General features: G+C 36.6%; 22 protein-coding genes and 1 pseudogene. 21 read left to right on the top strand and 2 right to left on the bottom strand.

Annotated elements, in window-relative coordinates; all coding sequences use genetic code 11:
* The first annotated feature begins 91 nt into the window (after positions 1-91).
* Complete coding sequence (gene galU / locus M3661_RS00100; protein WP_251481181.1) at positions 92-964, top strand: UTP--glucose-1-phosphate uridylyltransferase GalU; 873 nt, start codon at positions 92-94, stop codon at positions 962-964.
* Positions 965-1031: 67 nt separating this feature from the next.
* On the opposite strand, the gene M3661_RS00095 is transcribed toward galU, so the two are convergent.
* Positions 1032-3491 carry an O-antigen ligase family protein gene (locus M3661_RS00095; protein ID WP_251481179.1) on the bottom strand — a complete coding sequence of 820 codons (2460 nt, stop codon included), beginning with the start codon at positions 3489-3491 and terminating at the stop codon, positions 1032-1034.
* A gap of 85 nt (positions 3492-3576) precedes the next feature.
* Here M3661_RS00095 and M3661_RS00090 point away from each other — a divergent pair, with 85 nt between their 5' ends.
* The 20 genes and pseudogenes from M3661_RS00090 (at position 3577) to M3661_RS30635 (ending at position 24401) form a co-directional block, all read left to right on the top strand.
* Positions 3577-4356 (top strand): ABC transporter permease, encoded by a 780-nt coding sequence (locus M3661_RS00090; protein ID WP_251481177.1) that lies wholly within the window; start codon positions 3577-3579, stop codon positions 4354-4356.
* Between the two features lie 14 nt (positions 4357-4370).
* Positions 4371-5642, top strand: coding sequence for an ABC transporter ATP-binding protein (locus M3661_RS00085; protein ID WP_251481175.1), 1272 nt, complete (start codon positions 4371-4373; stop codon positions 5640-5642).
* Between the two features lie 15 nt (positions 5643-5657).
* Positions 5658-8996, top strand: coding sequence for a glycosyltransferase (locus tag M3661_RS00080; RefSeq protein ID WP_251481173.1), 3339 nt, complete (start codon positions 5658-5660; stop codon positions 8994-8996).
* Positions 8997-9007: 11 nt separating this feature from the next.
* Entirely contained in the window at positions 9008-10411 is a 1404-nt protein-coding gene (locus M3661_RS00075; RefSeq protein ID WP_251481170.1) for a mannose-1-phosphate guanylyltransferase/mannose-6-phosphate isomerase, read from the top strand.
* The gene (locus tag M3661_RS00070; RefSeq protein ID WP_251481168.1) at positions 10405-12966 is read left to right on the top strand and encodes a hypothetical protein; all 2562 of its coding nucleotides are present in this window, start codon (positions 10405-10407) and stop codon (positions 12964-12966) included. The genes M3661_RS00075 and M3661_RS00070 overlap by 7 nt, the downstream gene beginning before the upstream one ends.
* Before the next feature lie 16 nt (positions 12967-12982).
* A complete protein-coding gene (locus tag M3661_RS00065; RefSeq protein ID WP_251481166.1) occupies positions 12983-13900 on the top strand; it encodes a glycosyltransferase family 2 protein in 918 nt (305 codons plus the stop codon).
* 17 nt (positions 13901-13917) lie between these two features.
* Positions 13918-14493, top strand: a complete 576-nt coding sequence (locus M3661_RS30490) for a PglD-related sugar-binding protein (RefSeq protein WP_251481165.1) — start codon at positions 13918-13920, stop codon at positions 14491-14493.
* Positions 14490-15197, top strand: coding sequence for a WbqC family protein (locus tag M3661_RS00055; RefSeq protein ID WP_251481164.1), 708 nt, complete (start codon positions 14490-14492; stop codon positions 15195-15197). Before M3661_RS30490 ends, M3661_RS00055 begins: the two co-directional genes overlap by 4 nt.
* A gap of 52 nt (positions 15198-15249) precedes the next feature.
* Complete coding sequence (locus tag M3661_RS30650; protein ID WP_397376482.1) at positions 15250-15546, top strand: EamA family transporter; 297 nt, start codon at positions 15250-15252, stop codon at positions 15544-15546.
* On the top strand, positions 15543-15872 hold the full coding sequence (locus M3661_RS30645) for an EamA family transporter (RefSeq protein ID WP_397376476.1): 330 nt from the start codon (positions 15543-15545) through the stop codon (positions 15870-15872). The genes M3661_RS30650 and M3661_RS30645 overlap by 4 nt, the downstream gene beginning before the upstream one ends.
* Entirely contained in the window at positions 15767-16384 is a 618-nt protein-coding gene (locus M3661_RS00050; RefSeq protein ID WP_251481162.1) for an acyltransferase, read from the top strand. Before M3661_RS30645 ends, M3661_RS00050 begins: the two co-directional genes overlap by 106 nt.
* Positions 16381-17508: a dTDP-4-amino-4,6-dideoxygalactose transaminase gene (rffA, locus tag M3661_RS00045; RefSeq protein WP_251481160.1), complete on the top strand. Its 1128-nt coding sequence runs from the start codon at positions 16381-16383 to the stop codon at positions 17506-17508. The genes M3661_RS00050 and rffA overlap by 4 nt, the downstream gene beginning before the upstream one ends.
* Positions 17509-17532: 24 nt before the next feature.
* Positions 17533-18276, top strand: a complete 744-nt coding sequence (locus M3661_RS00040) for a sugar phosphate nucleotidyltransferase (protein WP_251481158.1) — start codon at positions 17533-17535, stop codon at positions 18274-18276.
* Positions 18277-18288: 12 nt separating this feature from the next.
* Positions 18289-18837 (top strand): dTDP-4-dehydrorhamnose 3,5-epimerase, encoded by a 549-nt coding sequence (rfbC, locus tag M3661_RS00035; RefSeq protein WP_251481156.1) that lies wholly within the window; start codon positions 18289-18291, stop codon positions 18835-18837.
* 11 nt (positions 18838-18848) lie between these two features.
* Positions 18849-19865 carry a dTDP-glucose 4,6-dehydratase gene (rfbB, locus tag M3661_RS00030; protein WP_251481154.1) on the top strand — a complete coding sequence of 339 codons (1017 nt, stop codon included), beginning with the start codon at positions 18849-18851 and terminating at the stop codon, positions 19863-19865.
* A gap of 2 nt (positions 19866-19867) precedes the next feature.
* Positions 19868-20713: a dTDP-4-dehydrorhamnose reductase gene (gene rfbD / locus M3661_RS00025; RefSeq protein WP_251481152.1), complete on the top strand. Its 846-nt coding sequence runs from the start codon at positions 19868-19870 to the stop codon at positions 20711-20713.
* Between the two features lie 101 nt (positions 20714-20814).
* Positions 20815-21711, top strand: coding sequence for a glycosyltransferase family 2 protein (locus tag M3661_RS00020; protein ID WP_251481150.1), 897 nt, complete (start codon positions 20815-20817; stop codon positions 21709-21711).
* 86 nt (positions 21712-21797) lie between these two features.
* Positions 21798-23204, top strand: a complete 1407-nt coding sequence (locus tag M3661_RS00015; RefSeq protein ID WP_251481148.1) for an undecaprenyl-phosphate glucose phosphotransferase — start codon at positions 21798-21800, stop codon at positions 23202-23204.
* Positions 23205-23713: 509 nt separating this feature from the next.
* Positions 23714-24136 (top strand): annotated as a pseudogene (locus M3661_RS30640) (transposase).
* An 88-nt stretch (positions 24137-24224) separates the two neighbouring features.
* Positions 24225-24401, top strand: a complete 177-nt coding sequence (locus M3661_RS30635; RefSeq protein ID WP_397376475.1) for a transposase — start codon at positions 24225-24227, stop codon at positions 24399-24401.
* 64 nt (positions 24402-24465) lie between these two features.
* On the opposite strand, the gene M3661_RS00005 is transcribed toward M3661_RS30635, so the two are convergent.
* The coding region (locus M3661_RS00005; RefSeq protein ID WP_251481146.1) for a hypothetical protein at positions 24466-24663 on the bottom strand (198 nt) is incomplete at its 5' end.

The raw sequence follows: 24663 nt of genomic DNA, 5'->3' as shown, positions 1-24663 counted from the left end.
AGTATATTTATTGATAGCTTTTCATGTATACTAAAGATAGCATCAGGTATGAACGGAGAAAGATGAACAATTGAGATTGGAGAGGCTTGAGATGAAGATTAGAAAGGCAATTATTCCAGCCGCGGGGCTGGGTACGCGCTTCTTGCCTGCAACAAAAGCAATGCCAAAAGAAATGCTGCCGATTGTCGATAAGCCGACGATTCAGTACATTGTGGAAGAGGCAGTAGACTCCGGCATCGAAGATATCATTATTGTTACAGGTAGGGGAAAGCGTGCTATCGAGGATCATTTTGATAATTACTTTGAACTCGAGCATAACCTGTTGGAGAAAGATAAGCTAGCGCTGTTAGAGGAAGTACGGAAATCCTCCGAGATGGCCAACATTCATTATATCCGGCAAAGAGAGCCACGGGGGTTAGGACACGCGATATGGTGTGCTCGAAAATTTATCGGAAATGAACCGTTCGCAGTACTGCTCGGAGATGATATTGTTCAAGCCGAGGTGCCTTGCTTGAAACAAATGATCGACGTATATGATCGTTACGAATCCTCAATTGTTGGCGTACAGCCAGTCCCTTGGGAGCATGTGTCGCGTTATGGACTCGTAGCAGGCTCTTCTGTAGAAGAGCGACTCATTCGCGCAGAACAGCTAGTAGAGAAGCCAGACAAAGAGTTGGCTCCATCGAATTGGGCCATCATGGGACGATATATACTGACTCCGCGTATATTTGAACTGCTTGAACAGCAGGAGGCTGGAGTCAATGGAGAAATACAGCTCACGGATGCGATTGCACAGCTAAGCGCAGAACAAAGTGTGTTAGCTTATCATTTTGATGGTCAACGGCATGACGTTGGTGAGAAACTCGGCTTTATTGAGACGACGCTGCATTACGCACTGCAGCGTCCAGAGCTGCGGGGAGACTTGTTGGATTATATGAAGCGAATGATTGTTGAATGTGAATAAATAAAGGTAACAGAAAAAGGGAACGTCCCGGCATCGGAACGTTCCTTTTTTGTTATAGTCAATTTGATTATTCAGCTTTGAATTTAAGTTCAGCGATTTGATCAATTTGAGCCTTTTCATCTGGACTCACAGCAATCAACTTATCATACCAAGCCTGATCGATTTGCCCCTGCTGAATGGTTGCTGCTACATACCAGCGAGCTAAATCTTTATTGTTAGGATCTGTTACATCCTCTTGTAGATATGGTTTCATCGCTTCTGCGGCTTGCCCAGGTTCGCCCTTCATAAAGTAAGCACGTCCTGCATTCATTGCCATTTGAGTTTTCATATAGAATTCCTTGTTCGGAGTAATCTCTTTTGGCAAAGCTTTTAAGCGTTCAACATTTGCCTTTACATGCTCATATGCGGCAATAACTTCATCAAGATATTTGCCTTTTTTGTCTGGCGCAGTTGAGAAAGCTTTATAACCTTCCCGTACAGTGTAATCCATATACTCATTGTACCAGTTCATATCCCATGGGAACTTGGGCGCATTATCGGAATAGATAGTATATATCTGCTCATCCATACCTTTAATCTTATAACCATCGATTAATTGTTGTAATAACGGTTGTTTATGGTATGGATTTGCTGGAATAGCCTTATTCAATACTCGTATAGCTTCATCAAAGAATTGGTCATTCTTTTGCTGTTTGTAAACTTCGAAGAACAAGTGAGCTTCAAAAGCAGCATACTCAGGATGGGTAGGACGTAAATCCATTGCCTTTTTTAAGTGAACCATGGTTTTATTAAAGTCTTGAGTTTCTCTTACTGTTTGTACAGCATTGGAATATGCACTTGAAGCTTGTACGAATAGAAGAGAAGTAATGAATAATCCTATCCCAACAACTCCGAGTATACTCGCAAATGTAATACGAAGTGAAGTTGGTTTGAACATCTTAATCGGTTTTGCATCAATAGATGCAGCCATTCCTCCAATAGAGATGAAGACAAGTATACCGATAAAGACATAACTCATATTAAAGTCCATTAAACTGTGAATCAAAATACTTGTTGCAATAATGAAATACAAGAAGTGAGAATCACGTTTATTTTCATCAGATTTAATATAAGTACGAATATAGTTCCAATAGGTATAGATAAGAAAAACAAATAAAATCAGTATACCGACAATACCTGTTTCAACCAAGTACTGCATGAAATAGCTGTGTGCTTGGCGAGAAGTATAGGAGTAATCTTGGTACTTTTCAAATAGTCCGTACCATGCTCCACCGCCAGCGCCAAGCAGTGGATAGTCTGCGAGAACTTTGATGGAATCCTTATAGAAGGTTATCCGTTCCAATACGCTGTGCTGTTTCAAGTTGATTGTTTCTAATCGAGTTGAGATATTTTCAGGCAGCATACTTTTTGCATTAGTGCCAATTAATATGAACAATAGTGTTCCAGCAAGCAAGGCCCCGCCAACAGGAATGAGCAACGTACCCCACTTTTTCTTAGACAATCCTGAAGTAAGATTTTCCAGCCAAGGTGCAGCCCAACGTTCCAGTACATAAGAAACCGCAGCTGAAAGAGCAGACCCAAGAATAACGTATGTCCATCCTTTGAATGATGCAGAAGATGAAAACTCATTTTGAACTGCTAATCCAATCTCTGTAACAGGATTAAGAATCAGTAAAGTGATAATTCCGCTTACAGCCAAGTGAAGAATCCACATCAATTGTCGATACGGCTTTAAAAAGACCAGGACGACTATGAATGCTACAGGTAGAAGAAGCAATCCACCACGTGACAAAGTTAGGAGCATAGATAGAAGTATTGGAACCAGCATTAAGGCATGCCCAGACTTTCCCCACCATGTACGGGATTTTCCTACAAAGAACAATGCTGCTAGAAGAAATGCCATTAAAAATCCGGCATATGTATTCGCATATTGGAAGACGGAGGCTAATCGTGCGCCGTTAGAGTCAAGCATAACAGCATTGAAGTATGCACCAGAATCAGTTAAAGGCACACCAAGCCACTTCACAAGTAATGTAACAGTTGGGCCATTACCTAGCCAATGGAATAGTCCGAAGAATACAATAATGTAAGAAATTATCATCAAAGATAGATTTAATATTCGATTAAGGGCACCATCTTGCGCTATAATAGATGAAGCAACAAAAAATATACCGTATACGAACATTATAAGCAGCATATTAACTGCTAAATACTGCGAAACTGCGTTAATCATCGATAACGCGTAAGTTGCTGGCAACATAAACACTAAAATAGACAAAGTATCTTTATGACTAGTCCATTTCAGTTGTTTCCAAGATATCGCAATAGCAAAGATGGCTAGTAGAGCTGATATTAGCGCCGTTAAATATATTGGGTGCTCATATTCTGAGATTTGGGCATTAAATAATGCAACTCTAAACGAGGACCAGAGTAAAAATAAAATGATAACTCCAAGCATCAACCAAGGCGCTTTGGAGCTTTCGTTGTTTTTTTTGGCTTTCGAGCCGCTATATCCATAAGTCGACAATTTTTACGCTCCTTTACTGTAAATGTACGTTTAATATTATCATATCAGGTTACTATTTTAAATTAAGAAAGTTGAGAAGTGGTTTATGATCGAAAAAATAATTACACATCAAAAAATGATTCTAAATTTAGCTAAAAATGATTTTAAAAAACGTTATTTTGGTTCTTTTTTGGGTATTACATGGGCATTTATTCAACCATTAATCACCATACTACTATTTTGGTTTGTTTTCCAAGTCGGTTTTAGAAATACCCCTATTGATGATGTACCGTTTATTTTGTGGTTATCGTGTGCAATAATTCCTTGGAATTTTTTTGCTGAAGCAGTTCAATCTTCAACGAACTCAATAATGGAAAATAACTTCTTGATAAAAAAAATGGTTTTTAAATCAGAATTTTTACCCGTTTCTAAAGTATATGCTGCTTTGTTCGTGCATCTATTTTTTATTGTATTTCTTTTAGTGATGTTCCTGATATATGGGTATGGTTTCTCGGTTTACTATCTTCAAGTTTTTTATTACTTACTGGCAAGTTTTGTTCTGATCCTAGGTCTCTCCTGGATCACAAGCTCATTAATGGTGTTTTTGAAGGATACAGCTCAAGTGGTAGCGATGCTGATACAGTTTGGTTTTTGGTTAACGCCGATATTTTATCCAATTACATTAATACCTGAACAATATCAATATATTTATAAATTGAATCCAATGATATATATAACTGAAGGTTATAGAAACACATTTATATACCATAAATGGTTTTGGGAACTATCTGGTGGTATTTATTTCTGGTCATTTGCATTAATAATGTTAATGTTAGGCTTCTATTTATTTAAAAAAATGAAGCCACATTTTGCAGATGTCTTGTGAGGAGTTTACAAAACATGAGCGACTACTCTATTAAAGTAAGTAATTTGTCTAAGATTTATAAAATCTATGATAAAAATGCAGATAGAATTAAGGAAGTAATTAATCCTTTTAAACGTAATTACCACAAAGATTTTATTGCTGTTAAAGATCTATCATTAACAGTGAATAAAAATGAGTGCATAGGAATTATAGGGAAAAACGGCTCGGGGAAATCTACATTACTTAAAATGATCACAGGAGTTTTAACGCCGACTTCAGGTGATATTCAAATTAGTGGGAAAATATCGGCACTGCTTGAATTGGGCGCTGGCTTTAATCCAGACTTTACTGGAATCGAAAATATCTATTTGAATGGAACACTATTAGGCTTTTCAAAGCAGCAAATGGATGAAAAACTAGAAGAGATACTTGAATTTGCTGATATAGGAGATTTTATATACCAGCCAGTAAAAACATACTCTAGTGGGATGTTCGTAAGACTAGCATTTGCTGTAGCGATAAATGTAGATCCAGATATCTTAATTGTTGATGAAGCCTTGAGTGTTGGAGATATCCGGTTTCAGCAGAAATGTTATCGTAAAATTGAAGAACTGAAATCCAGAGCAACTGTGATTTTTGTGACTCATGATATGACTGCTATTAATAAATATTGTGATAGAGTTATCTGGATCAACGAAGGACAATTAATTGCTGACGGAAACCCATTAGAGATATCCAAAAAATATCAAGCTTTTATGATAGGGGCTAATTTATCCACCCTGACTTTTAGTAATCTTGTCAAATCTGAAGAAAATGAAAGAAGCGTAATAGTGGAGGATTTCTCAGAACAGTTGGATGTAATGGGAGATGATAAAGCATTAATAACAGGGATAGCGATGTATGATGAGTTATCGGGCCTAAAGACAACAGTTATAGAACCTCTTCAGGTTATTAAGTTGCTAATAAAAGTGAAGGTTTTCCAATCGATAGACAGTGCTATTGTAGGTTTTTCAGTAAGAGATAGATTGGGGAATATTATTACCCAAACTAACAGTTATGTTTTGGGACAAGGAATTCCTACGCTTACTGGGGGAGAAGAATATATTTTTGGTTTCCGTTTTACTTTTCCACACCTAAATCATGGCCAATATACGATATCTCCTGCAATAGCTTCAGGTACCCAAGAAAATCATATTCAGCATAGCTGGGTGCACGATGCCTTAGTATGCCAAGTCATAACGTTAAATGATTATAGTCTGAGCGGTATTTTATATTTGGATGATGTAGAGTTTGAAAAAGTATTATAGAAGATAGGTGAAAAAATGGAGTTTACAGGAGAACGATATTTACCTGAAGTATCTGATCCCCAAATCAAAATTGAGCACTTACAAAGGTATTTTACGATCGTAGAACTAGTTAAAGGTAAACGTGTACTGGATGCTGCTTGTGGGGAAGGGTATGGTTCATATTTGATGGCTTCTACTGCTGATAAAGTGGTAGGCATAGATATTGATGAGAACTCTATCATAGAAGCAAGTCAGAAATACAAACAAAAAAATCTAATATATATGGTCTCTTCGATTGATTCAATGCCGTTTGAATTAGATTCATTCGATGTAGTCATATCTTTCGAAACGATTGAGCATGTAGATGAACATGTGCAGCATGAATTTTTGAAGGAAATTAAGAGAGTTCTGGTTCCAGAGGGCCTCTTAATAATATCAACACCTAACAAAGAACTCTATTCGGATAAATATAACTATAACAATCAATTTCATATAAAAGAATTTTATAAGAATGAATTCAGAGAGTTTCTGGGTACTTATTTTAATGAAATGAAGCTCTTCTCGCAAAGATATGAAGTGCTTTCAGTTATTAACGATAATCCTAAAGGCAACTGTCAGCATTCTTGGGAAGCCTGTGTAGAATCAACAGATGATAACTACTTAGAAAAATATATGATTGCTGTATGTTCAAATTCAACACTAATAGAAAATATAAAATTAGCCTCAGTGGCACCTTACCCAAGTAGATATGACCAAATGACTGATCGGATACTAGACTTACAAGATGAAGTTGCTGAACGTAATGAACATATTAAAACTTTAGATGAGGAAATTTCATTTTTGAGGTTGAAATTTGAAGAAAACAATACACTACAGTCAACAATAGATATTCAGAATAAAGTTATCGATTATCGAATTGCTAAACATCAAGTAGAGTTGCAATCAAAAAATGAGGAGAATCAAAGGTTAGTTCATGAATTATCTGACATAACAGATCAATTAAAGGTAAAGCGTTCTCAATTAATTGACGTTGAGAACCAATTGGTGGAAGCGCAAAAAGAAGCAAGTGATAAGGATGGAGAAATATCCAATTATATAACCGAAATAAATAATAAAAAAGGTCATATCGAACTTCTGCTTGTTCAAGAAAGAAGACTTCATCAAATTTTGGATTCAACAGGATGGTCGTTTCTTTGTAAATTATATCGAGTAAGGGATATTTTGTTACCTAATAACAGCAGAAGGAAAATAGTAGCTAAACTCTCAATAAAAGCCTTGAAAAACCCTAAAAGAATGCTATCAAAGCTTAATCGTGAGAACCTCAAAAAAGTGATCTATTATTCGAAAACTGAAGAATTATCAAGGTTAGAACAACGGATTGATACTTACATCGATCGAAATACACAGGTCGGAGAAATTAAAAACCTTCAATTATTTGAGGGCGAAATTTATTCGAAATTGATATTTGATAATCCAATTAATCCAATGGTTTCGATCATAATTCCTGTCTATAATCAATGGAATTATACTTATGCTTGTTTAACTTCTATTTTGGAAAACACGAAAGACATATCCTATGAAGTAATTGTAGCAGATGATATGTCCACGGATGAAACGGTTAACTTAAAAGAATATGTGGAAAATGTAACAGTTGTTCGTGATGGAGAAAACAGAGGCTTCTTGCTTAATTGCAACAATGCTGCTGAACATGCGAAGGGGAAATATATTTTCTTCTTGAATAATGATACGAACGTTCAACCTGAATGGCTCTCTTCGTTAGTAAATCTAATGGAAAATGATCTTACGATTGGGTTGTCAGGTTCAAAGTTAGTTTATCCTGATGGCAGGCAACAAGAAGCTGGCGGAATCATTTGGAATGATGCGAGTGGGTGGAACTATGGTCGATTAGATGATCCACACAAGCCAGAATACAACTATGTCAAAGAATCGGATTATATATCAGGCGCTGCTATTATGATAAGAAAGTCGCTTTGGAATCAACTTGGAGGCTTTGACGAAAGATATGTACCTGCATATTTTGAGGATACTGACTTAGCATTTGAAGTTAGGAGATTAGGCTACAGGGTTGTATTTCAACCAAGTTCTGTTGTAGTACATTTTGAAGGAATTTCACATGGGACAGATACCGGTAGTGGAATTAAGAGCTATCAGCTTAAAAATAAGGAAAAGTTCTTGGAGAAGTGGGCAGATACATTGTATGAACAGCATTTTAATAATGCAGAACATGTATTTCTAGCCCGAGACAGAAGCAAGCATAAAAAGGTTATTGTTATCGTAGATCATTATGTACCGCACTATGATAAGGATGCAGGGGGTAGATGTACGTATTTCTATTCCAAGCTGTTTGTTTCATTAGGCTACAAAGTCATATTTATCGGCGATAATTTCTACCAACACGAACCTTATACTGCAGAACTTCAACAGCTTGGAATTGAAGTTCTGTATGGAAATTGGTATGCCAAAAATATAATGCAGTGGATTAAAAACAACGGCCAATACTTTGATTATGTTTATTTGAATAGGCCGCATATTTCTATAAAGTACATTGATGTATTCAAAAAATATACTAAAGCGAAAGTCATATATTTTGGCCACGATCTTCATTATATTAGAGAAATGCGCAACTATGAAATAACCGGGAATTCAGCTTTATTAAAATCAGCTGAAGAATGGAAACAGAAAGAATTCGAATTAATTACTAAATCCGATGTAGTTCATGTGGTCGGAGACTATGAACAGGGAGTTTTAAAGCAAGAGTTCCCGAGTAAGCTTGTTCGAAATATTCCATTATTCATCTATCCGACACGTTATGAGCATGCTTCTGATTTTGAAAATAGAAAACATTTATTGTTCGTAGGAGGCTTTAACCATAAGCCTAATCATGATGGAGTAATGTGGTTTATTAATCAAATTTGGCCCAAAATAAAGGAAGCCCATGCTGATATCAAATTCTATATTGTTGGTTCAAATCCACCGGATGACATTAAATCCCTACAATCAGATGATATTATTGTAACGGGGTATGTGACAGACGAGCAATTAACGAATTACTATAATCAATGTAGAGTTGTTGTGGTTCCTCTAAGGTTTGGTGCAGGCGTAAAAGGAAAAGTAGTAGAGGCCATGTACCATCAAGTACCTACTGTAACAACAACGATTGGTGCAGAAGGTCTAGAAGCAGTAGGATCATCTTTAAGAATTACAGATGACGAAGATATGTTTGCTGCTGCAACGATTGATGTTTACTCAGATAAATCTAAATGGGATGAACTTTCTGGAAACTCGGGTAAATACATCGAGGAACATTTTACAGAGAAAGCAGCTAAAGCGGTTATATCAATGGATTTCGACTAAGGGAGATTGTAATGATTAATGTGGTACTATGCGGTGGCAATGGAACACGATTATGGCCGTTGTCCCGCACACTTTATCCAAAACAATTTAATAAGCTAATTGGTGAGCGTTCTCTTTTTCAAATGACATTGGAACGTAACCGTACATTGTGTAAGGACACTTTGATTGTTTCTAATGAGGAGCAGTATTTTTTAGCATTGGATCATGTAGAGGAGCTTGGCTATCAAGGTGCCAGGTTCCTTTTGGAACCAATTGGACGAAATACTGCTCCTGCTATTGCTTTAGCCTGTATGATGGCTGATGAAGAAGAACTTGTGCTTGTTACTCCATCAGATCATATCGTTAAGAACCATCAAGAGTATTCGAAATGCGTTAAGGATGCTACGAGTATTGCCGAGACAGGAGCTATCGTTACCTTCGGAATACACCCAGAATACCCGGAAACGGGATATGGATATATCGAGGCAAATGGATACGACGTAGTTTCATTTAAGGAGAAACCTGATCTAACCACAGCAGAACATTACATAGAGCAAGGGAATTTCTATTGGAATAGTGGCATGTTTCTTTTCAAAGCAGGTATTTTCCTTAATGAGTTGAAAAATCACGCTCCCGAAATATATGAATCAAGCCGTCAGGCCTTTGAAAGTGCGAAGACATATGAATATGTTACACGTATTCAGAAAGAAGATATGATTCAGATTCCATCAGATAGCATTGACTATGCAGTTATGGAGAAGAGTAAATGTGTTAAGATGATTCCTGCTCAAATAGGATGGTCTGATCTAGGTAGCTTTGAAGCTTTATATCAAGAACTTCCGAAGGATGAATCAGGGAATACACTTGGTGCTAGTTATAATCAAGTTAACTCCAACAATAACTTAGTCATTTCCAATGATCGCTATGTAGCCACCGTAGATGTACAGGATCTCATTATCGTGGATACACCAGATGCACTTTTGATATCGAAAAAAGGATCGTCACAGGATGTGAAATTGGTCGTAGAGCAATTAAAGCAGAACCATTCTCCGCTATGTGATAATCATACGACTGCTTATAGACCGTGGGGAAACCACACAGTTCTAGACTATGAGGATAACTATAAAATTAAAAAAGTGGTTATCAAACCTGGACAAAAGTTAAACACGCAGATGCATTACCATCGTAATGAACATTGGATCGTTGTTAGTGGAACAGCACTTATTACGGTTAATGGAAACACATCTCTTCTGCGTACAAACGAGTCGACTTTTATTCGTATGGGTGACGAGCATTCAGTCGAGAATCCTGGAAAGATAGATCTACATTTAATCGAGGTTCAAGTTGGAGAATACGTAGCAGAAGATGATGTAGTGAGAACAGAGCAATTAATACAAAAGATTGACTGTGATGAGAAAGAAGAGGGGTCATGTTGAGTATAAAGAAAAAATACATTATTGCTAGTTTTACATTGTTATTTTTATCTATAGTCTTTAATTTTTTTTCTATAAAAAATATTTTATACGGAGTATATCGTTGGCATTTCGTACAGCCGGAAACCATTCAGGGTGGATTAGAGCTAATTGTACTGCTTTTTTGTATGATAGTATTTAACACTGTTGTTAATCTAGAACGAAAAGTAGCATTAGGGGTAAATATTTTATTAATTATTGTTTATCTAAAGCTCCATCAAGTACTTCTTCCAGTTCTAACAGTTTACCTATATATAGAGATTATATTCTTTATTGGAAAGACTTTATTAATTAAATTGAATCAATATAAAGAAAAATGTCTCTTTAGTATTATTAATTCCTTTATGGTTGGTTTCTCCATTTGGTCAATTTGTGCATTATTATTATCGATACTTGGTCAGGGGACATTTTGGGATCTGAGAATCCTGACTCTTGTTTTATTATCTATTAGCATAATTTTCAATAGACAGTTCTCTTTGGTATCTTATGAGTTGTTTGTAAAGTTCCATTCTGCATCAAATTTTTTGAAAATAGGTTCTTTGTTTATATGGATACTTGTACTAATCCAATTTGCAAAATCGAATTCAGCATTAGACTATGATTCAATATGGTATGGATTGAGACCCGAGCAGGTATTGATTGGACAGAACTCTTTTTTTGACTCATTAGGTTTATCTATGTACGTTCATTATTATCCTAAATTATTTGAATTGTTCTTGGCACCAATTAGTAATTTGGGGGATCACAGTTTTATTTATGCTGGTACAACTATTTTTTTGTTTTTACTATATTTACTTATTTATCTATTTTTTAAAACAGTTAACCTCAGCGAAAATAAGTCAATACTATACACTGGTTTATTAGCTAGTATACCAGCCATCTGTAACATGGCTTCCACTGCGAAGACAGATATATTTACGACATTTTTTATTGTATTAGTGGGATATTATCTATTCTTATGGATACATAAGAAATCAGGTCTCTATTTTATTTTATCGCTATGTGCAGCATTTATTTCATTCGGAGGAAAACTAACAAGCTATTTATATGTCCCATTGTTGTATATTGGTTTTCTTATTGCGATAATTTGTTTCAAGAAAATGAATAAGCATCTACTAATAGACCTAGTAAGTGTTAAAAAACATAAGATGGGTAGCATACTATTGATTGTTTCAATTTTGGTTTGGTTGTTGGTATGCTACAGAACACTTAAGTTAACAGGCTATCCTATATATCCGGTTGCAGGGTCTTTGTGGGGAATGATGGGCTTCGATCTGAAATATCCTTTCATAACAGATATGGAGCTGTTGAGTACTAAGCTAAGCTTCTTTGATATGGTACTACACTGGACTAATATCATTTTTAATCCTGCACAGTATACACATTACATAATGGTTTGGCCTAGTAACCTGTATGTGTTTTTATTTTTAGCCACTGTGATCGTAATTGTACTTTTCAAAAATCATATTAAATCTGAAGCGTTGTTTCTATTTATTAGCTTGATACCAATTATGTTATCTGTGATTTATTATGTATCGACTATACCTGAAGGTGGGGATGGAAATTATTTTATCGGCCCTATTATTCTTTGTTCTATCGTATTTCTAAACACAATTGATCCAATTTTTGGTAAAATCAGGATCTTTCAAATAGCCTTAATTCTCTTTTTAATTGTTCAAACTTCGCTCATGTTCGTTTCTCATTTTTCTTGGAGTTGGGGAACCGCTGTTTTTAATGCTGATTTGACCAAAACGGACTTTGAATCGGTAATAAGAAAGGAAACTCTTTTTAAACAGGAAGGCTTATGGGAAATTGAACAGTATATCAAGGAAGGCAAAAACTATAACTGCTTAGGATTCGGTAAAGAACAAACATTAAATGAATTATCATGTCGATTTGAAGACGTGCCTCATATTAACTCTAGGTATGGCAATTTTGAAATAATTAAAACCAAAGAAAACTTTTTGAAGTATGTAAAATGGGCCAATGTGAAATACTTCATTATGCCTTACGACAATGTTTCAGGTGAGTATAAGGAAGTTATGAAAGTAATAAAAAATTATGAACTTGACCCTGATACAACTATTATAAAAGACAAAATGTTTTATTTGATCGATATAAGTAATGTTGCGGAATACAAAGAGTATAATAAATTTGTTAACGTCGAAAGTATGGAATACTTGGAAGGTTGGTATGAGCCTGAGAACAATAATGCAAGATGGATGTCCAAACATTCAAAACTAAAACTAGAATCAGGAGAAAAAGGAAGAATCACAATTGAAGGTCAAGTTCCAGAAGTGTACAGCACGATTGATATAATTATTAGCATTAATAATAACATCATAGACACACGACGACTTGAATCAGGGGACTTTAATATTAAAGTAGATTCATTGCCTATAAATCAAGATGTAGAGGTGAATATTACCCTAAGTGATTCCTTTGTACCTAAGGACCTAAATATAAATGCTGATGAACGTGAGTTAGGGATTTATGTAACTAATATTAGTGTAGAGTAGATGATGGGGGATTTACATGCAGATTTCCATTGTAACAACATTATATCGATCAGAAGCTTACTTAGTTGAGTTTCACGAACGAATTAAGAAAGCTTTGAGTCAATTGAATATGCAGCATGAAATAATCATGGTTAATGATGGGTCGCCAGATAATTCTCTTGATACTGCTTTGAAGATTAGAGATAAAGACTCTGCAGTAAAGGTAATTGATTTATCTAGGAATTTCGGTCATCACAAAGCAATACTAACCGGACTCTCTTATGCTACGGGTGAGATTATCTATCTTATAGATTGTGACCTGGAAGAAGAGCCAGAGCTATTAGTTGACTTCTATCAAGAATGGGAAAAAGACCGAGAGTATGATGTAATATATGGTGTACAAGATATAAGAGATGGCTCTTACTATAAAAAAGTAGCAGGGTCTTTATTTTATAAAATATTTAATAGCCTTTCAGATACGAAAATCAAAGAAAATATATGTACAGTTAGATTAATGAGTCGCAGATATGTAGATGCATTGCTTTCTCTACAAGATAAGAATGTGTTTCTAGCTGCTTTATTTGAACATGTTGGTTATAAGCAGAAAGAATATAAGATAACAAAAAAATACAAAGGTAAATCATCTTATAATTTTCTTAGAAAGATAGCATTAATGACGGAGGCTATTACCTCATTTAGTAGTAAGCCGCTATCTATCATTATGTTAACTGGATTAACTTTGTCGTCTATGTCAATAGTATATGCAATTTACTTGATTTTCAGAAGAATATTTATTAATTCAATAATTGGTGGTTGGACCAGTTTGATGGTGTCTGTTTGGTTTTTGGGTGGGATTATCCTCTTTTCAATAGGAACATTGGGGATTTATATTTCTAAGATTTATAACGAGTCCAAGCAAAGACCAATAACAGTAGTGAAAAAAATATATAATTAATTCTTGGGGTTGTTTAAGTGGAAAATGTTATTATTTACGGATCGCAGTTATTTGCTAGTTATGTTAAAGAACTCGCGATTACTTGCGGGCATAATGTTGCAGGATTCATTGATGACTTCCACACTGGTGAACACATAATTGGTACGTTTGATGAAGTCAAGAAGACATTTAGAAGTGAAGAATATAAAATTGTTATTGCTATTGGCTATAACAATTTAAATGCTCGTTGGGACGTATACCAAAAAGTTATACGTTCAGGGTATGAAGTACTATCATTAGTTCATCCCAATGCGTTCGTTCATGAATCAGTCAAACTAGGTGCTGGAACCATAATATGTACAGGCAGTATCATTGATTTGAATACTCAAATTGGTGAGTTGACATTTATATGGCCTGGTTCAATTATTAATCATGATTGCGTTGTAGGGAATAACAATTTCCTTTCTCCAAGGACTACAATGTGTGGATTCTCTAAAGTGGGAGATCATTGCTTCATAGGTGCGGGAACGACGATAATTGACTCTAATGATGTGGGGAATAATGCCTTTATTAAGGCGGGAACAATATTCTATAGAAGAGGAATAAAGTCATGACAAAGAAAGTTGCAGTGCTTCAATCTAACTACATCCCTTGGAAAGGCTATTTCGATATCATTAATGATGTGGATCTCTTTATTTTTTACGATGATGTACAGTATACAAAAAATGATTGGAGAAATAGAAACAAGGTAAAAACTCCCCAAGGAACTCAGTGGATTACCATACCTGTAAGTGCTTCAAGTGAGTCATTGATTCATGAAGCAGGTTTTCAAAATTTGCAGTGGACGTCTAAACACTACAAGACTCTTACAGCGCTATATTCTAAGGCGCCATTCTTTAAAGAGTATAATGAGTTTCTTGAGTATGTTTATATAGAGCGGAAATGGGAGAGCTTATCTGAACTTAATCAGTATTTGATAACTTATATATCTCGTGAGTTCTTAGGAATTACCACGGAGTTCATGGATTCTCGTGAGTTCCATACTGAAGGTAAGAGGTTAGAGAGACTCATCAACCTCCTTAAAGCGGCAGATGCAACATCCTATATCTCAGGACCAGCAGCAAAAAGTTACATAGATGACGATAGATTTAAGAATGAGGGGATTGAACTTGTGTATAAAGATTACACCAACTACAAAGAGTATGAGCAATTTCACCCCCCATTTGATCACTATGTAACTATACTGGACTTATTATTTCATAACGGGCCTGATTCTGCATTTTATATATGGGGAAGGCAGGAGGAAAGTGAAATTTAAAAATAATTATTTATTTCTTTTGTTGAGTATACTATTTCAGTCATTATCATTTATGTTTTCTAAGTTTGCAGCAATAGATTACCAAGGTAACAATATTTTTCAGTTAATCGTAAATAAGTTCTATTTACTATCTATTGTCTCGTTGTTGATACAGTCTGTATTTTGGCAGCTAACTCTTAGGAAAATTGATCTATCAGTGGCATACCCATTAACAGCAATTAATAATTTGTTTATTCTTATTTTGAGTTATGCAATTTTCAATGAGGAAATTACTTTTACAAATATTTTGGGAGTGTCAATAATCATGATAGGGATAGTTGTGCAAAATATAAAGTGTGAGGAAACATGAGTGTTATTTTAATTGTATCTTTAATTCTAGTAAATAGTTTTGCTCAAATCTTACTCAAGAAAGGCGCTCTTAAAATAAACGGGAGATCAATAGTATCTTTTCTAAATGTTGAAACTATTTTAGGATATTCTTTATTTTTTTTATCTACGATCATGTCGGTGCTCCTTCTAAATTATGTCAATTTTAAAACTTTAACAATTGTAATAGCATTGAACTTTGTATGTACTTTGATATTATCAGCTTTAATGTTGAGAGAACGTTTAACGAGACAAAAAGCTTTATCAACAATGATAATTGTAGTAGGAGTGATAGTTTTCAACCTATGAAAAGGTTTCTATTTAGTTCATACTCTTATTTATTCAACTTCCTATTTATATTACTTGAGGTAATGCCTCCTTTATTAAGACAGCTTACTTTTAAAGTGATGTTTAAAAAGTATGGTAAGAAAAATAATATTGATTATAAAACATATTTTAGATATCCATCCAAGATAAGGATAGGAAATAACGTATGGATAAATAGAGGATGTCAATTGTTCGGATCATATCATATTAAAGAAGCAGAAATTATTTTTGGCGATAATATTGCATTGGGGCCTAATGTAACTATATTCTCAGCTTCTCACGATTATAAATATTTAAACCTCCCAGATACAGCGAAATCTGTTGTGATTGGAGACAACGTTTGGATTGGTGGTAACTCTACTATTCTACCTGGAGTCGTTGTTGGGGAAGGCAGTATAATTGGTGCTGGCTCCATTGTAACGAGAAGTATTCCACCTTATTCTGTAGCTATGGGGAACCCGGCAGTGGTTGTTAAAAGGAGAGAAATCGTATGATATTATTTAATGTTCCTGCAATAACAGGCAATGAACATTTATTTATTCAACAAGCGATAATGGAAAGAAAATTTTCCGGTGACGGTCACTTTACGAAAATCTCAAATGAGTGGATGGAGAGAAATTTTGATTCAGCAAAGGTTTTGTTGACTACTTCCTGTACTCATGCTTTAGAGATGGCAGCTATGTTAGCAGACATTAAGGAAGGTGACGAGGTAATAATGCCCTCATACACCTTTGTTTCCACTGCTAATGCTTTTGTATTAAGAGGTGCCAAGATTGTTTTCGTAGATATTCGTCCCGACACCATGAATATAGACGAATCGTTAATAGAAGCCGCTATTACTCCAAAAACGAAAGCAATCGTACCCGTTCATTATGCTGGCGTCTCTTGTGAGATGGATAAGATAATGGATCTAGCGAATAAGCATAACTTGATTGTCATTGAAGATGCTGCTCAAGGGGTTATGAGTCAATATAAGGGCCGTCATTTGGGGGCAATTGGACATCTCGGCTGTTACAGTTTCCATGAAACAAAAAACTATAATTGTGGCGAGGGCGGAGCTTTATTAGCCAACCATGAGAACTACATAGAACGAGCGGAAATTATACGTGAAAAGGGAACAGATCGTTCTAGGTTTTTTAGAGGGCAAGTAGATAAGTATACATGGGTTGATATTGGTTCTTCCTATTTACCTAGTGAGATTAATGCTGCATTTCTATACGCTCAATTAGAAAAGGCAGAGGAAATTAATAATAATCGTTTAGAGAGCTGGAATAGATATTATTTAGGTCTAGGGGAGCTTGAGAGCAAAGGATATATAAATTTACCTACTATCCCTGAAGGTTGTACTCATAACGCGCACATGTTTTATATAAAATGCGGCTCTTTAGATGAAAGATCAAGATTAATGAAGTATTTAAAGGATGAGAATATTCAATCTGTTTTCCATTACGTTCCTTTGCATTCTTCTGAAGCTGGAATGAAATTCGGATATTTCCATGGTGAAGATAGATATACAACAGTTGAAAGTGAAAAACTGTTAAGATTACCGTTATACTACAATATCTCCCGTAATGATATTGATAAAGTTATTGAGAGTATTAAGAAATTCTATATTTAAAATATTACATAAGGAAGTGTCGATATGAAAGGTATTATATTAGCAGGCGGTACGGGATCAAGATTATATCCACTAACAAAGGTGACGAATAAGCATTTGCTGCCAGTGGGAAAGTATCCTATGATCTTCCACTCTGTAAATAAATTAAAGCAAGCAGGCATTCAGGATATACTTATTGTAACCGGTAAAGAGCATATGGGGGAAGTTGTTAACTTGCTAGGCAGTGGTCGTGATATGGGAGTATGCTTTACTTATAAAGTACAGGATGAAGCTGGTGGAATTGCACAAGCCCTCGATCTTGCTGAACATTTTGTAGGAAATGATCAGATGATCGTTATTTTGGGCGATAATGTGTTTGAGGATGATATTACTGATTACGTTGAAAACTTCCGTGTTCAAAAGAATGGGGCAAAGATATTGTTGCAGGAAGTTCATGATCCTCAACGCTATGGTGTTGCTGAATTAGAAGGCGATATCATTGTATCCATCGAAGAGAAACCTAAACAGCCTAAGAGTAACTTTGCTGTAACAGGAATATATATGTTTGATAGCGCGGTATTCGAAATTATTAAGACGCTGAAGCCATCAGGCCGCGGAGAATTGGAAATAACAGATGTTAATAATGCATATATTCAACGCAAAGAGTTAACATTTGATGTATTGAATGGTTGGTGGACTGATGCTGGTACTCATGCTTCACTCCAGCGCGCAAATGAACTGGCGAAGGAAATAACATTCAGCGAAGAGTTTGGGAAATTAAAATTATAAGGAGGCATATTGATGATTGTTACTCCTTTATCGCTGAACGGTGCTTTATTAGTTGAGCCTAAGGTGTTTGGAGACACTAGAGGATTTTTTATGGAGAGTTACAACAGTGAGGTATTCGCTCAGCATGGAATAGACACGGTTTTTATTCAAGACAATCATGCTCTTTCAGTGGAGGCTGGTGTATTAAGAGGACTGCATTATCAGCTTAATCCCAAGGCACAAACCAAGCTTCTTAGAGTGACATCCGGTGCTATTTATGATGTTATTGTTGATATTAGAAAGAACTCCAGCACCTATGGGAAATGGGTTGGTGTTATTTTGAGTGAGCATAACAAGCGACAGTTGCTTGTTCCCCAAGGCTTTGCTCATGGTTATTGTACCCTTGTCCCTAATACTGAGGTGCAGTATAAAGTAGATGCACTATATGCACCTGAGTATGACCGGGGAATATGTTGGGATGATCCGCAGCTGGGGATTGATTGGCCAGTGTCATTCCCAATCTTATCAGATAAAGATAAGCAGCATCCTACATTAGCTGATGCTGATAATAATTTTGAGTAGGAGGATATAAGGTGAAATTACTTGTAACGGGCGGAGCTGGATTTATCGGAAGTAACTTCGTCATGTATATGTTGAATAAATATCCTGATTATCAGATTGTCAATGTAGACGCGCTGACTTATGCCGGAAACCTTGAAAATCTTCAAAGTGTACAAGAGAATAGTAATTATTCATTTGTAAAAGCTGATATTGCAGATACTAGTGCTATGGAGGCTATCTTTAAGCAAGGGGCTGACATTGTTGTCAACTTTGCAGCTGAGTCTCATGTTGATCGCTCGATTTTGGAGCCTGAGATTTTTGTGAAAACGAATGTGCTGGGTACTCAAGTTCTTCTTGATATGGCCAAAAAGTACGCAATAACCAAATTTGTACAAGTTTCGACCGACGAAGTATACGGGACTCTTGGAGAAACGGGGCTCTTTACAGAAGAAACGCCACTTACTCCGAATAGTCCATATTCCGCGAGTAAAGCAGGGGGAGACTTATTAGTACGTGCTTATCATGAAACATTTGGGATGGCGGTTAATATAACACGTTGTTCTAATAACTATGGACCATATCAGTTCCCAGAGAAATTGATTCCACTTATGATTGCTAATGCTCTGAATGATAAGCAACTGCCTGTATATGGGGATGGACTAAATGTTCGTGACTGGTTGTACGTAGAAGATCACTGCAGTGCAATCGATCTTGTCATTCATAAGGGTGTTAGTGGCGAGGTTTACAATATTGGTGGTAATAATGAACGTACTAATATTGAAATTGTGAGAACGATCCTCCAAGAGTTAAATAAACCAGAGTCTTTGATCAAGTACGTAGAAGATCGTCTTGGTCATGATCGTCGATACGGAATTGATGCTACTAAGATTTCAACGGAATTAGGATGGAATCCAAGACATACGTTTGAAACGGGAATAAAGGAAACAATAAAATGGTACTTAGACAATAAGGCTTGGTGGGAGAGAATTCAATCTGGACAGTATCAAACGTATTATGAAAAGCAATACGGTATGCGTTTGGGGAATTAGTTATGAAGATTCTTGTAACAGGTGTTAAAGGTCAATTAGGGTCTGACGTTGCTCGTTTCTTTGTTCAGAAGGAGCACGAAGTTTTTGGTATGAGCAGAGATGATATGGACATTACAGATTCGAACCAATGTCATAGTGTAGTGACACTGTTATCTCCAGATGTAATCATTCATTGTGCAGCGTATACAGCTGTCGATAAAGCAGAGCAAGATATTGTGGAAGCATATAGGGTTAATGCAGATGGAACACGAAATTTAGCAGCTATTGCAGAAAAAATGGGTATAAAATTCTGCTATGTTAGTACAGATTATGTGTTTGATGGAACGGCTACACAACCCTACCATGAATATGATAATACTAATCCGGTAACTATCTATGGAAAATCCAAAAGAGCCGGGGAAATTTTAACTCAGTCTTTATGTTCACGATATTATATCGTAAGAACATCTTGGGTATATGGTTCAAATGGAAATAATTTCGTTAAAACCATGATAAAATTAGGGAAAGAGTTAAATGAATTGAAGGTTGTATCTGATCAAGTTGGATCACCAACCTATACTGAGGATTTAGCGTACTTCATAGAACAATTAATAGGCACTGATAAATACGGTATTTATCACGCCTCTAATCAAGGACAGTGCTCCTGGTACGATTTTGCTTGTGCTATCTTTGAGGAGAAGTCGATTAATATCACAGTCCATCCGTGCACTACTGAAGAATTTCCTCGACCTGCTCCAAGACCTCGTTTTTCTGTAATGGAGCACATGTCGATTAAATCTAATAATTTTGTGGATTTACCTCCATGGAGGGAATCGTTAGTAAAATTCCTCGGAAAATACATTGATTAAACATATAGACTGGCTGAGCATCAGATGCTTAGGCAGTCTTTTCATTATTTGGAGTTATTATATATGTTACAATGAGAGTATCTCCATGAAGTAGGTGAATTATGGACTTAACCATTATTATCATTAACTATAATACAATGCAATTGACACTAAACTGCCTGGAGTCTGTTTATAAATCATTAACTAGTTATCAATTCGAAGTTATTCTTATAGACAATGCTTCATATGACGACTCTGTACATGTAATTAGAGAGCAGTATCCTCAAGTAAAGTTAATTACTAACAAAGATAACTTAGGATTCTCAAAGGCTAATAATCAGGGGATGCAAATCGCCAAAGGCAGGTATGTACTCCTTCTGAATTCAGATACAATAATCGATCGTGATACATTAGATATAATGATAAACTTTATGGATGCCAACACAATTGTAGGTGTATCTGGATGCAAAGTAGTACTGCCTGACGGTTCCTTAGACAAGGCATGCCGCAGAGGATTTCCTACTCCATCGGCCACATTTTACTATGTGTCGCGCTTATCTAAGCTCTTTCCGAAGAATCCGCGGATCAACGCCTATCACCGTGAAGATTTAGATCCCGACGAGGAGTATCCGATCGATTGCTTAATAGGTGCATTTATGATGGTAAGACGAGAGGTTATAGATCAAGTGGGGATGTTGGATGAGGATTTCTTTATGTACGGGGAAGATGTCGATTGGTGCTACCGCATTAAGCAAGCGGGATGGGTGAATTATTATTATCCAAAGACGCAAATTATTCATTATAAACGAGCCAGTAGTCGTAATAAACCATTTAAGATTACGTATGAATTTCATAGGGCCTTCTTTGTACTCTATAACAAGCATTTTCGTAAAAAGTACCCTTTCTGGGTAAATGGGCTTATGTATGCTGGGATGGGGTTGAAAATGTCAGTTGCACTTCTTCTTAACGCATTAGCAAAAGGGACGACGGCAATTCGACAGAAAATGAAAAATAATTAACAATCATTCCCTTCCACCTTAACTTACATGATCATTTCTAGTATAATGGTTCTGTTACTACATCCTTTGAAAAAGAGGTTTGCACAATGATTCGCAAAAATCAAAAGTTTTTGTCGAAGATTTATATGATTTTTGACGTTATTGCGATGATGTTGGCGTTTGGCATCGCGTGGATATTGAAATTTATGAGCAATTGGCTGGATAATGATACTCCGTTGCCGTTCTCTACATATGTCGGTTGGGGGGCAGTCTATGCAGGAGCAGTCCTTGTCGTAGGAGCCATTTCCTCTTTGTATCATTTTCACAGGAAAAAGAGATTCGCCGACCAGTTAATACGTATCATTCAGACACATGTTATTAGTCTGTTCATTTTGTTGGGATTGTTGTTTTTCTTTAAGCAGATTCACATTTCCCGTGAATTTCTGGCAATATTCGTAACGGTCTCTACGCTAGGTACGGTATTTTATCGATACTCGGTTAAAGTTATGCTGCGTTCGATACGACAAAAGGGCTATAATAAACAATTCATTCTAATTCTCGGGGCCGGTACGCTTGGCAAGCGGTTTTATGAGAACCTTCGAAGTTATCCAGAACTAGGTTATGAAGTCATTGGGTTTCTTGATGATAACGCAGAGTGGGATACCTTAGAAACGAAAAGATTTAAACCGATATTAGGTGCATTGGGTGATCTGGAACAATTATTAAGCGATCGTCTTATTGATGAGGTCATACTAGCACTACCACTTGATGCCCATCATAAGTTCCCACATATTATTGATCTTTGTGAAAAAGCTGGTGTCCGTGCACTTATCATCCCAGACTTTTTCGACTATTTGCCATCGCGTCCGTATTTCGATAACTTTGCTGGAATGCCGATGATTAACGTGCGAGATATTCCGCTAGATATGCTGCGTAACCAGGTATTCAAGCGAGCTTTCGATATTGCTTTTTCACTCTTTGCAATAATATTGACACTTCCCGTTATGATATTCGTTGTTTTAGGGATTAAGTTAACATCGCCAGGGCCAGTAATTTTTAAGCAAGAGCGTGTCGGGCTCAACCGGCGTAATTTTATGATGTATAAGTTCCGTTCCATGAAGGTCAGTTCAGATAAAACATCGGATACAGTGTGGACAACCGAAAATGACCCTCGACGTACGAAATTTGGTAGCTTCCTCCGCAAGACGAGCTTGGATGAACTACCGCAGTTTTTTAATGTACTTTTTGGTCATATGAGTATTGTTGGCCCTAGGCCGGAACGACCGTTTTTCGTAGAACAATTTAAGGAAGAAATTCCGAAGTACATGGTTAAACATCATGTGCGTCCTGGAATTACAGGCTGGGCTCAAAGCAATGGCCTACGCGGTGATACATCTATAGAGGAACGGATTCGTTACGATATCTTCTATATTGAAAATTGGTCTTTATTATTTGATATTAAGATTATCTGGAGAACGATTTGGAACGGGTTCATGAATAAAAATGCCTATTGATAGGGTAAAGCGGTTATTTCGCAATCAAATGTATAGATATAGCGATACTCTCCCCACACTGTGAATACATTTCACATTTGGGGAGTTGTTTTTATGCCTCACTTTCATGAAAAAGATGATGAACAACTTGAAGTAGGACGAGGCTGGATTATTTCCTTCATAACAGGAGCTATCTTCTGGTGTGCCCTTTTGGGAGTCATATATATGTTAATAAATTGAAGTTGCTCGGCGCCTGTTTCAATATGGTGCTTCAGTGTCAAATTAGGAAGCATGTTTGATCCGGTGACAAGTGATAGATGTATAAAACGCCCATCAAATCCATCACTGCAATGATGAGAGCTGGATAGATTGATAATTCGCATGTAGTGCTTAACGTTATCAATTAGCTTAACAGGCATGGTTCCGTCTAGGTAACGGTGTAAGTCATCAACACCGAGGAAGTACAAGCTCTACTTCCTTGAAACAATGGTGCGATCTGATACGGCCATCAGCCACAAACCATATTAAATATGACGAAGACTATGGTCGAGCAAGTCGACGCTTTCGCTAAGCGGGAACTAGCTAAGCGATATGGTTGCGTCTACATCGACGCTACATATATTGCAGTTAAACGTGAAACGGCCTCCAAAGAGGCTGTGTATATTGCAGTTGGTATTCGTGAAGATGGTTCTTAGGAAGTATTAACGTACACCATTGCTCCAACCGAATCGCCTATGTATGGAATGAGCTGTTGCTGGAAGTGACGGAGCATGGTGTAGAGGAAGTTGTTGTTCGCCTCAGATGGATTGAAGGGCATTGTGGCAGCAATTGAGCAAGTATATCCAAAGGCCAAATACCAATCATGCTGCGTACACGTAGCATGTAATATTGCTCATAAAGTACGTGTATCTGCCCGAGCAAGTATCTGTGATGATTTCAAAGCTGTGTACTGAGCAGAAGATGAGCGGTCCGGGAAAGCTGCTCTAGTGACTTTTTGTGAGAAGTGGAAAGCCGTTTATCCTAAGGTAATTAAATCTCTGCGTGATAGCCCATACATCTTTACGTTGTATAGCTTTCCATAGCCAATTTGGAAAAACCAATCTAATTGAGTCATTTAACAAACAAACTAAGAAGTGTACAAAGCGAAAAGAGCAGTTTCCGCATGAAGAAGCACTAGAGAAGTTTCTGGTATCGCAGTTCGAGAGCTACAACCAATGATTTGCTACTCAATGCCATATTGGTTTTGACCGAGCACGGGCTGAACTCCAAGCCATGTACAGTACTAGAGACTAACACAGCCTTCTATAAGGGAAGGATATTTTAATTTACACAAAATTCTTAACGCTACCCGGTTGTTTTTTGCAAGTGAAAAATGCTCAATTTTGCAGCCAAAAATGCCAAAGCACTTGCCATCCACCTGCAAAGCTACAAAGGAACCCGTTCCATCGCTTGCTTGAAGCGGAAACTCTCTCCCGTGAAA

The organism is Paenibacillus sp. MER 180, from assembly GCF_023713665.1.
GTDB classification, from domain to species: domain Bacteria; phylum Bacillota; class Bacilli; order Paenibacillales; family Paenibacillaceae; genus Paenibacillus_B; species Paenibacillus_B suaedae.
The sequence above is the reverse complement of the archived record's forward strand: the minus strand, read 5'-3'. Positions and strand labels throughout refer to the sequence as shown.

Excerpts from the sequence above, each read along its gene's own strand:
- galU (WP_251481181.1), top strand. The coding sequence starts at position 92 with ATGAAGATTAGAAAGGCAATTATTCCAGCCGCGGGGCTGGGTACGCGC.
- M3661_RS00090 (WP_251481177.1), top strand. The coding sequence starts at position 3,577 with ATGATCGAAAAAATAATTACACATCAAAAAATGATTCTAAATTTAGCT.
- M3661_RS00085 (WP_251481175.1), top strand. The coding sequence starts at position 4,371 with ATGAGCGACTACTCTATTAAAGTAAGTAATTTGTCTAAGATTTATAAA.
- M3661_RS00080 (WP_251481173.1), top strand. The coding sequence starts at position 5,658 with ATGGAGTTTACAGGAGAACGATATTTACCTGAAGTATCTGATCCCCAA.
- M3661_RS00075 (WP_251481170.1), top strand. The coding sequence starts at position 9,008 with ATGATTAATGTGGTACTATGCGGTGGCAATGGAACACGATTATGGCCG.
- M3661_RS00070 (WP_251481168.1), top strand. The coding sequence starts at position 10,405 with ATGTTGAGTATAAAGAAAAAATACATTATTGCTAGTTTTACATTGTTA.
- M3661_RS00065 (WP_251481166.1), top strand. The coding sequence starts at position 12,983 with ATGCAGATTTCCATTGTAACAACATTATATCGATCAGAAGCTTACTTA.
- M3661_RS00055 (WP_251481164.1), top strand. The coding sequence starts at position 14,490 with ATGACAAAGAAAGTTGCAGTGCTTCAATCTAACTACATCCCTTGGAAA.
- M3661_RS30650 (WP_397376482.1), top strand. The coding sequence starts at position 15,250 with ATGTTTTCTAAGTTTGCAGCAATAGATTACCAAGGTAACAATATTTTT.
- M3661_RS30645 (WP_397376476.1), top strand. The coding sequence starts at position 15,543 with ATGAGTGTTATTTTAATTGTATCTTTAATTCTAGTAAATAGTTTTGCT.
- M3661_RS00050 (WP_251481162.1), top strand. The coding sequence starts at position 15,767 with ATGTACTTTGATATTATCAGCTTTAATGTTGAGAGAACGTTTAACGAG.
- rffA (WP_251481160.1), top strand. The coding sequence starts at position 16,381 with ATGATATTATTTAATGTTCCTGCAATAACAGGCAATGAACATTTATTT.
- M3661_RS00040 (WP_251481158.1), top strand. The coding sequence starts at position 17,533 with ATGAAAGGTATTATATTAGCAGGCGGTACGGGATCAAGATTATATCCA.
- rfbC (WP_251481156.1), top strand. The coding sequence starts at position 18,289 with ATGATTGTTACTCCTTTATCGCTGAACGGTGCTTTATTAGTTGAGCCT.
- rfbD (WP_251481152.1), top strand. The coding sequence starts at position 19,868 with ATGAAGATTCTTGTAACAGGTGTTAAAGGTCAATTAGGGTCTGACGTT.
- M3661_RS00020 (WP_251481150.1), top strand. The coding sequence starts at position 20,815 with ATGGACTTAACCATTATTATCATTAACTATAATACAATGCAATTGACA.
- M3661_RS00015 (WP_251481148.1), top strand. The coding sequence starts at position 21,798 with ATGATTCGCAAAAATCAAAAGTTTTTGTCGAAGATTTATATGATTTTT.